The 11,958-nt window shown below is 72.3% G+C and carries 10 protein-coding genes; 3 read left to right on the forward strand and 7 right to left on the reverse strand.

Features of this window, described 5'->3' with window-relative positions:
• Positions 1-8 precede the first annotated feature (8 nt).
• Together QC385_RS35830 and QC385_RS35835 are read left to right on the forward strand one after the other, a co-directional pair.
• Positions 9-470, forward strand: coding sequence for a GtrA family protein (locus tag QC385_RS35830; protein WP_279545558.1), 462 nt, complete (start codon positions 9-11; stop codon positions 468-470).
• Entirely contained in the window at positions 451-1,938 is a 1,488-nt protein-coding gene (locus QC385_RS35835; RefSeq protein WP_279545559.1) for a hypothetical protein, read from the forward strand. Before QC385_RS35830 ends, QC385_RS35835 begins: the two co-directional genes overlap by 20 nt.
• Here the strand turns inward: QC385_RS35835 and QC385_RS35840 are convergent.
• The 5 genes from QC385_RS35840 to QC385_RS35860 form a co-directional block, all read right to left on the reverse strand.
• Complete coding sequence (locus QC385_RS35840; protein WP_279545560.1) at positions 1,920-2,423, reverse strand: hypothetical protein; 504 nt, start codon at positions 2,421-2,423, stop codon at positions 1,920-1,922. The genes QC385_RS35835 and QC385_RS35840 overlap by 19 nt on opposite strands.
• Positions 2,424-2,609: 186 nt before the next feature.
• Positions 2,610-4,256, reverse strand: coding sequence for a glycosyltransferase family 2 protein (locus tag QC385_RS35845; RefSeq protein WP_279545561.1), 1,647 nt, complete (start codon positions 4,254-4,256; stop codon positions 2,610-2,612).
• Entirely contained in the window at positions 4,253-6,448 is a 2,196-nt protein-coding gene (locus QC385_RS35850) for a CDP-glycerol glycerophosphotransferase family protein (RefSeq protein WP_279545562.1), read from the reverse strand. Before QC385_RS35850 ends, QC385_RS35845 begins: the two co-directional genes overlap by 4 nt.
• A gap of 107 nt (positions 6,449-6,555) precedes the next feature.
• On the reverse strand, positions 6,556-7,386 hold the full coding sequence (locus tag QC385_RS35855; RefSeq protein ID WP_279545563.1) for an ABC transporter ATP-binding protein: 831 nt from the start codon (positions 7,384-7,386) through the stop codon (positions 6,556-6,558).
• Positions 7,379-8,305, reverse strand: coding sequence for an ABC transporter permease (locus QC385_RS35860; RefSeq protein WP_279545564.1), 927 nt, complete (start codon positions 8,303-8,305; stop codon positions 7,379-7,381). Before QC385_RS35860 ends, QC385_RS35855 begins: the two co-directional genes overlap by 8 nt.
• A 185-nt stretch (positions 8,306-8,490) precedes the next feature.
• On the opposite strand from QC385_RS35860, the gene QC385_RS35865 reads away from it, so the two are divergent.
• Positions 8,491-9,117, forward strand: coding sequence for a TetR/AcrR family transcriptional regulator (locus QC385_RS35865; protein WP_279545565.1), 627 nt, complete (start codon positions 8,491-8,493; stop codon positions 9,115-9,117).
• A 34-nt stretch (positions 9,118-9,151) separates the two neighbouring features.
• Here QC385_RS35865 and galE read toward each other — a convergent pair whose 3' ends face one another.
• Positions 9,152-10,132 carry a UDP-glucose 4-epimerase GalE gene (galE, locus tag QC385_RS35870; RefSeq protein WP_279545566.1) on the reverse strand — a complete coding sequence of 327 codons (981 nt, stop codon included), beginning with the start codon at positions 10,130-10,132 and terminating at the stop codon, positions 9,152-9,154.
• A 65-nt stretch (positions 10,133-10,197) separates the two neighbouring features.
• Positions 10,198-11,814 carry a glycosyltransferase family 2 protein gene (locus tag QC385_RS35875; RefSeq protein WP_279545567.1) on the reverse strand — a complete coding sequence of 539 codons (1,617 nt, stop codon included), beginning with the start codon at positions 11,812-11,814 and terminating at the stop codon, positions 10,198-10,200.
• Positions 11,815-11,958 lie beyond the last annotated feature (144 nt).

The raw sequence follows: 11,958 nt of genomic DNA on the forward strand, positions 1-11,958 counted from the left end.
CTTGGGGCGTGACTGTGAACCTCCCCAGGGAGCGGGCGGCCGCTCCCGCCGCCCCGCCGGTGAAGCGCCTCGTCGTCGAAGTGGTGAAGTTCGCGCTGGTCGGTGGGAGCGGTGTCGCGGTGAACTTCCTGGTGTTCAACGCGCTCCTGCACGGGCTGCACCGGGCTGCCATGGTGGCGACCGTGGCGGCCAGCCTGATCGCCATGGGCACCAACTACCTCGGATTCCGGTACGTCACCTACCGCGACAGGGCGTCCCGCACGCGGCGCCAGATCGCGCTGTTCTTCGTCTTCAGCGGAATCGGCGTGGCCATGGAAAGCGGGCTGTTCTACGTCGGATATCACGGCCTCGGCCTGGCCGGTCCCTTCGAGTCGAACGCGGTCAAGGCGGTTTCCATCGTGCTGGCCTCCGCCTTTCGCTTCCTCGTCTACCGCACCTGGGTGTTCCAGCATGACGCGCACGGCGCCTAGGCCGACGGCCCTCGCCGCGCAGGCGGCCGCCGCGGTGGCCGTCCTGCTGCTGGTCCTCGTGATCGTGCGGCTGCCGTGGGCCGGGGACCTCGGCATGCACGCCGCGACGGTCCAGCGGCTGCGGCACGATCTCGTCGACCCGGGCAATCCGCTCGTCGACGCGGACACACCGAGCCCGTACTACTCGCCCTGGATGCTGGTGCTCGGCTGTGTCGCACGGGTGAGCGGTCTGTCGGTCTTCGTGGTGCTGCGGCTGGGGGCGCTGGCCGGGCTCGCGCTGCTGCTGTCGGGGGTGTGGCGGTATGCGCGGACGCTGAGCGGCCATCGCGCCGCACCCGCACTGGCCGTGCTGAGCCTGCTGTTCCTGTGGGGGACGGTCCTGTTCAACTGGAGCGGTTTCTACGGGCTCAACTCGCTCGCGCTGACGGTGTCGTATCCGAGCGTGTTCGCGCTGGGGCTCGCGTTCCACCTCTGGGCGTGGCTCGGGCGGGTGGTGCGCGGCGACGGTGACGGTGACGCGGGATGGGGCGTGTGGCTCGGGCTGGGGGCGCTGTGGGCGGTGATCCTGCTGTGCCATCAGTTCTCGGGTGTGGTGGCCACGCTGGGGGCGCTCGCGACGGTGGCCGCCGCGCGGCCGGAGCGGATGGTGTGGCTCCGGCTGGGCGGCGGGCTGGCGCTGGGGCTGGTGGTCCTGCTGCTGTGGCCGTACTACGACTTCTTCGCGCTGTTCGGCGCCGGGGGTGATCTGGAGTCGGTGCACCGGCCGCTGTACGAGGACCTGCTCGGACGGTACTGGCTGGTGCTGCTCGGGGTGGTGGCGCTGGGGGTGCGGTGGTGGCGGGACCGGTGGGATCCGCTGGTGCTGTTCTTCGTGCTGGGGGTGGTCGTGGTGGCGGCGGGCGGGCTGAGCGGGCACTGGTCGTGGGGGCGGGCGTTGCCGGCGGCGGTGATTCCGGCGCAGATCGCGGTGGCGGTGGAGGTCGGCGAGGCCGGGCGGCGGGGGGCTCGGGTGGGGTGGGCTTGTGTCCTGGGGGTGGCGTTGGCCGTGGGTGCCTGGACGCAGGTGGGGACGGTCGGGTACGTGGTGAAGCGGGGGGATCTGCCGGAGGCCGTCGCGGAGAAGTACCGGCGGCCGTGGGAGGGGTACTACTGGATGACGCCCTGGGTGAGGTACGGGGATGTGGTCATGGCCCGGGAGGGGCGGCCGGCTCGGCAGATCCCCGCGTACGGGGCGTACACCGTGGCGCCCGGGTATCCCGACTTCTTTCTGCCGGACGAGGCGCGGCGGGGGACGGCTGTGCGGAGGTACTTCGCGGAGGGGACGTCGGGGCGGGAGCGGGAGCGGATTCTTCGGGAGTACGGGGTGCGGTGGGTTGTGGACACGGGCGGTGCCGCCGGGGGTGGTGCGGGGCTGCGGGAGGTGGCTCGGGGGCCTCGGGGGCAGGTGCTCTACGCCGTGATGCCGTGAGCCTTGCGGCGGCGGTGGTACGACACCGTGACCGCGGCCAGGAGCGGGCCCCACAGGATCAGCGGCTGGTAGAGGATGCCCACCACGAGGTTGCCGGTGTCCGTCATGTTGTCGTGGGAGTACGTCCACCACCAAGGGATGTTCGCCCACAGCGCGGTCAGGGCCAGGGCGCCGAGGCCGGCGGTGATGACCACGGCCTTCGGGTGGACCGCGCGTCCGCCGAGAATCGGGATCCAGCGGGGGATGACCTCGCCCCAGGGGCGTACCAGACCGATCGTCAGGAAGGCCAGGAGTTCGCTGACGATGCTCAGCGTCAGCATCCAGACCTTGGTGCCGGGGGACTGGAAGTCCGTGAAGGCCTCGTCGGTGTAGCCGGCCGGGTGGCCGAGGACCAGGGCGATTCGCCATAACCCGCTGGGGAGTACGACGAGGGTTGTGGCGTGGGCTGCCCAGACTGCCCAGCGGGGCGGAGGCGAAGAGGTCATACCGTGAGACTGCCGGACCGGATGCCGGGTGCCATCGGCCTGTGGGGCAGGGCAGGCCGCCCGGGCGAGGGAGGTGCGGGCGGTGTCCTCATCCGTGTGGAGGAGCCGGTGGTGCTGGTGCTGAGGGCGGGCGGGGCCGCAGCCCGGCCGGTCGGGAGGCCGCTGCGCCCGCACACCCCCATGGGCCTACTTCAGCGCGCTGGCCAGCAAGCGCGCGGCCCTCTTCACCCGGGGCCTCGCCACTCGGCGTGTCATCGGGCGTATCACCCGCGCCGTCACGCCCACCGGTTCCCAGCGGACCTGCAAGCGGCCCGGGCCGTGGCCCTCTGGCTCCAGGGTCAGGCGGTGGTGGGGGACCTGAGCCGTCAGGGGCGGGAAGGCCAGGGGAGCCAGGAGGAGGCCCGTGTGGGACAGGCCCTGGTGTTGCAGGCGGAGCAAGGGGTGGCGGACTCCGGCGAAGCCGTGGAAGGGGAGGGGGGCCGCTGCCAGGTCCAGGTGGGCGTGGCCCTCGAAGATGCCGGGGCGGACGGGGGAGAGGCGGAACGGGACGCGGAGGCGGCGCCGGCCCGGGGCGATGAGGAGGGTCGCGCGCTGGGGGCCGACCGGGAGGCGCAGGGCAGGGTCGTACGTGCGGATGGTGAGGTCGACCGAGGCGCCCGGGCCGCGGGTGACCTCCGTGATCTCATGGCGGAACTGGGCGCTCGGGAAGGGGCGCGTCTCCAGGTCCAGGTCGGAGATGTCCAGTTCGCGGCGGGACCATTCGGAGGACGGAATGCGGGAGCCCCAGTAGGTGCGGCCGTGTTCGTCGGTCGTGACCTGCCGCGGTGCCACACCGTGGCCGAGGCCCCGTGCCGCCAGCCCGGCCTCCGGCAGGCGGTGGTCGCGGATCAGCTGGATGACCACCCGTTCGGCGCGGGGGAGACGGGCGAACGCGCCCGGGGTGAGCGTGTCCAGGTACGGCGTGACGATGTCCGCGAAGGCGGACAGCCACTCCTCGTCCCGGTAGGGCAGGTCACCGGCGTACATCCGGAAGTCGTGCTTGAGGAACTTGTGGTCCTTGTCCTCCCGCAGCGACTCGTGCCCGCTCTCGGCCAGGAACGCGTCGATGAGGTGCTGGACGTGGACGCGGTCGCGGACGTTGGCGAGCTTGTGCCGCTGGTTGGAGATCGAGGCCGCGTCGGAGGCGGCGAACGGGGCGACGTACCAGCGGTAGACCGGTTCCGGGATGATCGTGAAGGCCTTGGCCAGGCAGTACGCCTGCGCCGAGAACAGCTGGTCCTCGTAGTGGATGCCCTCCGGGAAGCGCAGGCCGTGCCGGTCGAGGAAGGCGCGGGCGTACATCTTGCTGGTGGCGAGGTGCTCGAAGAGCAGCCGCGGGTCGGCCTCGATGCCGTCGAGGGTGCGGCGCTCTGCGACCAGGTGCGGCATCCACGTCGAGCGGCGGCCGTTGTCGGCCCGGACGCGCTGCACCGCTCCCATCGCGAAGTCGATCTCGCGTTCGCGGTGGGCGGCGAGCAGCAGTGCGACGGCGTCGTCGGGGAGTTCGTCGTCGCTGTCGAGGAACATCAGGTACGGCGCACGGGCGGTCTCCAGGGCGCGGTTGCGCGGTGCGCTGCATCCGCCGCTGTTCCGCTCCAGCCGGAGGTGGCGGACGCGGGGGTCCTCGGCGGCCAGGCGGCGTGCCACCTGAGGGGTCTCGTCCGTCGAGTGGTCGTCGCTGATGACGATCTCCACGTTCGCGTGGGTCTGCCCGCGGACCGAGTCGACCGCGCGCGTGAGGCGTTCGGCGTCGTTGTAAACGATGACCGTCACGGTGACGTCGGGGGTGCTCATGCGGTCGCCTCCTGCGGGGTCGGGGCCGGGGTGCGTTCCTCGATCGGCAGCACCGGCGGCAGGGACCCCTCGTCCTGGCCGAGGAAGACCCGGCGTACGACGCGTTCGGCGGCGCGTCCGTCGTCGTACTCGCAGAACCGGCGCCGGAAGACGGCCCGTGCCTTCGCCGCGCCCTCGTCGCGCCAGGCCTCGGAGGTGAGGATCTCCGTCAGCTCCTGCTGGCTGCGGGCGACGGGGCCCGGCGCCTCGGCCATCAGGTCGAAGTAGACGCCGCGGGTGGTGCGGTACGTCTCCCAGTCGTCGGCGTGGATCACGATCGGCCGGTCGAGGTTGGCGTAGTCGAACATGATCGAGGAGTAGTCCGTGACCAGGGCGTCCGCCGCCAGGCACAGCTCCTCCACCGGGTCGTAGGAGGAGACGTCGATGATCCGGCCCGTGCGGCGCAGGTTGGTGAGCGGGGAGGCCGCGCCGCCGTAGAAGTAGTGGCCGCGGACGAGCAGGACCGTGTCGTCGCCGAGGCGGTCGGCGAGGGCGGCCAGGTCCAGGCGGGGGGTCCAGCCGGCCTCGTAGTCGCGGTGGGTGGGCGCGTAGAGGACGGCCCGGCGGCCCGGCGCGATGCCGAGCCTGTCGCGGACGCTGCGGATGTCCTCGGCGCCGGCCGTGTAGTAGACGTCGTTGCGCGGATAGCCGTGGTCGAGGGAGACGTAGTGCGACGGGTACGCGCGCTCCCACATGCGCGTGGTGTGGCTGTTGGCGGAGACGCTGTAGTCCCACTTGTCGATGCGCTCCAGCAGCGCCTGGAAGTCCAGGCCCTGGGCGGCGGCCGGGTACGCCATCTGGTCGATGCCCATGCGTTTCAGGGGCGTGCCGTGATGGGTCTGGAGGTGGATCGCGTCGGGGCGCTTGACCACCGCGTTGGGGAAGTTGACGTTGTTGACGAGGTACTTGGCGGTCGCCAGCACCTCCCAGTAGCGGCGGGTCCCCGGCACGACGTGGTCGGTGCCGGGCGGCAGCAGGGCCGCGTTCTCCTCGGTCACCACCCACACCGGGTGGATCTGCGGGGCGAGTTCGGCGAGCTTCGCGGCGATCGCGGCCGGATTGCAGGCGACGCCGCGGTTCCAGTACGCCGCGAACACCGCCAGGTGGGGATTGACCGGGCGGCCGAGCGCCCTGCGGTACTGGTGGTCGCGGAGCTTGGCGCCGGCCTGCCGCTTGCGGGCCCGTACGGCCGACTTGGCGGTGCGGCGGGTGCGGTTGACGGCCTGGAAGGCCCGGTACCTGGCGTAGGCGCCCTCTTCGAGCAGGGAGCGGCGGACGCCTTCCAGACCGGCGGGGCGCCGGTAGCCCTCGGGGCGGCGGCGCAGGGCGGCCAGCGACGCCCGCCGGAAGAACTCCCGCGCGGCCTCCTCCGGCATGCCGCCGCGCGCGAAGGTGCGCAGGCAGTCGCGGACCATGACGTCGTAGAGCACGGCGTGGGCGGCGCGGCGGTCCCGGGTGAGGTCGAGGAGCGACTCGTAGCGCTCGACGAGGCCGTAGCGCTGCTCGGGAGTGACCGGGGGCAGGCTCGCGGGGCGCAGCCTGCGGTCCTCGTAGGCGACGTGCGGCAGGCAGGCGACGCGGTCGGCGAGCAGCAGGGCGGCCAGGGCGGCGTACGGCTCGTCGTCGGTGGTGAGCCGCTGTTCGTGCGCCCGCCAGAAGTCCGCGCGCAGCACGCGGGTGCCGAGCAGCGGGGTCAGGCGCAGCAGCGGCGCGCAGTCGTCCAGGGCGACGTCGGCCCGGCCCGCCCGGGCCAGCAGGGAGCCGTCCCGGGAGGGCATGCCGGAGGTGTGCCAGGTGCTGCGGACGTGGTCGAGGAGCAGGACGTCCACCTCGGCCGGGAGCTCGGCCACCCGCTCGGCGACCGTGCGCGAGGCGCCGGCGGGCAGGCCGTCCTTGGCGTGGACGAAGTGCAGCCAGCGGCCGGAGGCCCGCGCCGCCCCAGCCGCCCGGGCCGCGGCGTCGCCGGTGCCGTCCGGCAGCGGGACGACCTGGACCTCCGGGGTGTGCCGCTCGGCCGTCTCCCGGGCCCAGTCGCCGACCGCGGCCACGATCAGCTCGGCGTCCGGCAGGGGATGGGCGGCGAGGGAGTCGAGGAGTTCCGTCAGATGGTCCTGAACGTTCGGCCCGTGGACGATGACGCTGAGCTCGGGCATCACGGGGCTCCTCCATCTCGTCGCACCGGGCGGACCTTATGCGGTCATGGTGTCACCAATACGACAAAAGGATCGACCGGGGTGCGCCTCACGAGGGAACCGGCACCTCACGAGGAAACAGGCACCTTGGGCTTCGGCTTGGCCTTGGGCGACTTGTCGCCGGTGAACGCCTCGTACTCCTTCAGGACGTCCTCCGTCGGCCCGTCCATGAGCAGTTCCCCCCGTTCCAGCCACAGCACGCGGTCGCAGGTGTCGCGGATCGACTTGTTGTTGTGGCTGACCAGGAACACCGTCCCGGCGTGCTTGCGCAGCTCGCGGATGCGGTCCTCGGAGCGCTTCTGGAAGGAGCGGTCGCCGGTGGCCAGCGCCTCGTCGATCAGCAGGACGTCGTGGTCCTTGGCGGCGGCGATGGAGAACCGCAGCCGCGCGGCCATGCCGGAGGAGTACGTGCGCATCGGCAGCGTGATGAAGTCGCCCTTCTCGTTGATGCCGGAGAAGTCGACGATGCCCTGGTAGCGGTCCCTGACCTGCTCGCGGGACATGCCCATCGCCAGGCCGCCGAGGTGCACGTTGCGCTCGCCGGTCAGGTCGTTCATCATCGCCGCGTTGACGCCGAGCAGGGAGGGCTGGCCGCCGGTGTAGATACGGCCGTTCTCCACGGGGAGGAGCCCGGCGACGGCCTTCAGCAGGGTCGACTTGCCGGAGCCGTTGGTGCCGATCAGGCCGATCGCCTCGCCCCGATAGGCGACGAAGGACACGTTCTTCACGGCGTGCACCCGGCGCACGCCCGACGCCTTCTCGGTCTGCTTGCGGCGCAGCATGCGGTTGAGGGCGGCGGTCGCGGAGCCGCGTCCGGCGCCGGTGCCGTTGACGCGGTAGACGATGTCGACGCCGTCGGCGACGACGGTGGGGATCCTGTCGTTGGCGATGTCAGCCACGGCCGTACGTCTCCTCAGCCTTCCAGAAGTAGATGAAGCCGCCGACGCCGGCGACCAGCGCCCAGCCGACGGCGAGTGCCCACACATGGGTTGGGAGCTGGCTCGCGTGGAAGCTGTCGATCAGGGCGAAGCGCATCAGGTCGATGTAGACGGCGGCCGGGTTGGCCGCCAGCGCCAGCGTCACCACGTGCGGCAGGCTGTCCTTCTGCGCCAGCTTGTCGATGCTCCACATGACGCCCGAGACGTACATCCAGGTGCGCAGCACGAACGGCATCAGCTGGGCGATGTCCGGGGTCTTGGCGCCCATCCGGGCCATGACCATGGAGACGCCCGCGTTGAACGTGAACTGGAGGAACAGCGCCGGCAGCGCCAGCAGCCAGGACACGCCGACCGGCACGCCGAAGCAGAGCAGGATGACGACCAGGGCGCCCATCGAGAACAGCAGCTGCTGGAGCTGCTGGAGGCAGAACGACAGGGGCAGCGCGGCGCGCGGGAAGTGCAGGGCGCGCACCAGGCCGAGGTTGCCGGAGATGGCGCGGGTGCCCGCCATGATCGAGCTCTGCGTGAACGTCCAGATGAACACGCCCGTGACCAGGAACGGGATGTAGTCCGGCACCCCGTGCTTGGTGCCGAGCAGCACGCCGAAGATGAAGTAGTAGACCGCCGCGTTCAGCAGCGGGGTCATCACCTGCCAGACCTGGCCGAGCTTCGCCTGGCTGTACTGGGCGGTGAGCTTGGCGGTGGCGAACGCGGTGATGAAGTGGCGCCGGGCCCACAGCTGGCGGACGTACTCGGGCAGGGAGGGGCGGGCGCCGCTGACGGAGAGGCCGTGGCGGGCGGCGAGGGCCGCGAGGTCGTCGGCGGCCGGGGCCGGGGCCGGGGCCGGTGCTTGGGGCGGTGTGTGGAGGACCTGGCTCACATCCGCTGCTTTCGTTCGGGGGGTGTGGGACCTATGGGGTCGCGAGGAGTGAGGCGGTGGGGCGGTTCTTACCGGACTCTTCACGACTTCTTACGTCGGGACGGGACCGTATCGTCGCAACGCGAGCGTATGCCGTCCGCACGTCGGAACGCAACCGTTTCGTCGTGACGCCCTATGCTGTCGGCATGACGACGAAGCCCGACGAGCCCCAGCAGCCCCGGCGCCGCCGGGCCCCCGCAGGGGCGGCCGTACTGCGGGAGGACGTGACGGAAGCCATCCGGGCGGCCGTCTTCGAGGAGCTCGCGGCCGTCGGCTACGCGCGGATGTCCATCGAGGGGATCGCGCGCCGGGCGGGGGTCGGGAAGACGGCGGTGTACCGCCGCTGGCGCTCCAAGCTGCACCTGGTCCTCGACATCGTCTCGGCGCTCGCGGTGCAGGGCCTGCCCGCGCCGGACACCGGCTCGCTGGAGGGCGACCTGCGGCTGCTGTACGAGGTGACCTCCCGCGCGCTGCGCCACCCCGTGGCCTCGCAGGTCATCCCCGACCTCCAGGCCGAGGCGGCCCGCAACCCCGAGATCGCCGAGGCCCTCCAGAAGGCCCTGCGCGAGGGCCAGGACGGGGTCGCGACCGGCATCGTCACGGCGGCGGAAGCCCGCGGCGAACTCCGCCGGGGCCTCGACCACGACCTGGCCCTCGACCTGATCTCCGGGCCGCTCTACTGGCGCTCGGTGGTGATCCGCAGCCCGAAGCTGCCCAAGGGGTATCTGGGCTCACTGGCCCGGGCCACGGCGGGGGCGCTGAAGGCGCTGTAGGCCTTGTAGGGACGTTTTCGCCGACTGCCGCGGATCAGCCCCGCGCCGCCCCCGGATGCAGACGCACCCAGCCCTCCCACGCCGACGTGATCATGTCCTGGACGTCGTGCCGGGCCTTCCAGCCCAGCTCCGCGGCCGCGCGCTCGGCGGAGGCGACGACCCGCGCCGGGTCGCCCGGGCGGCGGGGCGTGACCGTGGGCGGCCGGTCGTAGCCGGTGACCGTGTTGATGCGGTCGATCATCTCGCGGACGGAGACGCCCTCGCCCCGGCCGATGTTGAGGGTGAGGTCGCGGCCGGGTGAGGAGCGCAGGACCCTGGCCGCCGCGACATGGGCCTCGGCCAGGTCGACTACGTGGATGTAGTCGCGTACGCAGGTGCCGTCCGGGGTCGGGTAGTCGTCGCCGAAGACACGCGGCGGCGCGTCCTCCGTGAGCTTCTCGAAGACCATCGGGACGAGGTTGAACACGCCGACGTCCGCGAGCTCCGGGCCCGCCGCCCCGGCCACGTTGAAGTAGCGCAGGGACGCGGTCGACAGCCCGGTCGCCCGGCCCGTCGCGCGCACCAGCCACTCACCGGCCAGTTTCGTCTCGCCGTAGGGCGACATGGGCACGCAGGGCGTCTCCTCCGTGACCAGGTCCACGTCCGGCATGCCGTACACCGCCGCCGAGGAGGAGAAGACGAAGGACGGCACCCGTGCCGCCGTCACCGCGTCCAGCAGGACCCGCAGGCCCTCGACGTTCTCCCGGTAGTAGCGCAGCGGCTGCTCGACCGACTCGCCCACCTGCTTCTTCGCCGCGAGGTGGACGACACCGGTGACCGAGTGGTCCGCGAGGGTGCGCGCGAGCCGCTCGCCGTCCAGTGTCGAGCCCACCACCAGCGGCACCCCGTCGGGCACGCGCTCGGCGATACCGGTGGAGAGGTCGTCGTACACCACCGCCTGTTCGCCCGCCGCGGTCATCGCCCGTACGACGTGCGCTCCGATGTAGCCGGCGCCGCCGGTGATCAACCAGGTCATGTGCGGCCGTCCCCTCGTCAGTTGGCCCGTAGTGGTGGTGTTCCGTGCCGATACACGTCGTGCTCTCAGTGAAGCAGGCGGCGCAGCCTTCCGCGTGCGACGGACAGCACACCGCGTGCGCCGGGCGCGACGCGCAGTGCCAGCGCGCCGGAGTGGGTGGCGTACGGCTGTACGAGCACCACGCCGTGCCGGGCGCTCGGGAGGGCGCTGCGGCGCAGCAGACCGGCGCCCGTGAGGGCGTGCGCCGTGACGTCGCGGCTCACGCCGTCGCGGAAGCGGATGCGAAGGCGCAGGTCCCAGGTGCCCACGCCGTGCGCGGCCAGCGCGGGGAGGTCCACGGTCGTCTCCGCCGACCAGGTGCCGGCCGACGGCACCAGCGCGGTCGTACCGCGGACGGCCTCGTCGCCGTCGTCCCGGTGCCGCCACTCCACCTCCACCGCCTCCGGGCCCGCCCGCGCCACCCGGCCGTACAGCTCGTGCAGGCGCAGCCGGAGCCGGGCGCCACGCGCGCGTGGCCGCAGTTCCGCGTCGACGGCGAGGGGCAGCACAGGCACGGGCCGGGTGAGCAGCGGCTCCAGGGAGACCTGCGGGAGGTCCTCCGACCAGACGGGCGTGCCGTCGGCGGCGAGGGCGTACGGCGGGTACAGCCGGGCCGGGCGGGCGGCCAGCTCCCGCAGCCGGGGCAGGTCGCGCGGCTCCGGGGAGGCCAGGACGACCCGCCCGGCCAGCCGGCCGGGAGCGGCCGGGTCGCGGGCCCAGTCGTCCGCGTCGTACTCCGCGAGATGCGCCCGCGTGATCTCCCACCACGCGCGCCGGTAGGCGGAGTCCCGCAACCCCAGTTCGCGCAGGTACATCCGCAGGTCGTGGTCGAGGAACTTGGCGCGCGCGACCCGCGCGAGTTCTTTCTGCCCGGCGCCCAGCAGGACCTCGTACGCCTGCCGGCACGCCTCCGTACGGGCCCGCCAGTTCGCGACCCCGGACCGGTCGAGCGAGATCGACAGCCGCTCGGCGGACCGGCGCACGTGCCAGACGTACACCCGGTCCGGGATCAGGGCGATGCGCGGGGCGGCGGCCAGCACGCGCGCGGTGAAGACGACGTCCTCGTACGGGAAGCGGCCCTCGGGGAAGCGGATGCCGTGCTCGCGCAGGAAGCCGGTGCGGTAGAGCTTGTTCACGCAGAGGGTGTCGTGGACCAGGCGCGGGCGCTGCGCGGGGTGCGGAACAGCGGCGTGGAGTGCGTACAGGCGCGCTTGCCAGGGTACTTCGCGCCCCGATGGCAGTTCCCGGCGTACGCACAGGCCGCTCACGACCTCCGCGTGCGCGCCGGTCGCCGCGTCGAGCAGTGCGTCGACCGCGCCGGGCGGCAGGACGTCGTCGCTGTCCAGGAACATCACGTACGGCGACGTCACCGCGTCGAGTCCGGTGTTGCGCGGGGTGCCGCAGCCGCCGCTGTTGGCCCGGCGGCGGATGACCCTCAGACGGGGTTCTGACGCGGCGAGCCGGTCGAGGAGGCCGGCGCTGCCGTCCGTCGAGCAGTCGTCGACGGCCACGACCTCGCGCACGGCGGGGCCCTGGGCGAGCGCCGAGCGCACGGCGTCCGTCACATGGGCGGCGTCGTCGTAGCCGATGACCACGACGGCTACCTGGGGGAGGGGCCTCTCGGGGTTCTGTACGGCATTCATTACGGCCGATCGTAAGCCGGGCGAATGACATGAAAGTGGTAACACACCATCAAGTGTCATCAAGGCTGGCGTAACGTCACAGAATCAGGCCGTGATGAGCGCACAGTCGAGGGGGAGCGGCCGGTTCGGCCCGGGCGTGGTGCC

It is taken from the genome of Streptomyces sp. DH10 (assembly GCF_029813805.1).
GTDB lineage: Bacteria > Actinomycetota > Actinomycetes > Streptomycetales > Streptomycetaceae > Streptomyces > Streptomyces coeruleofuscus.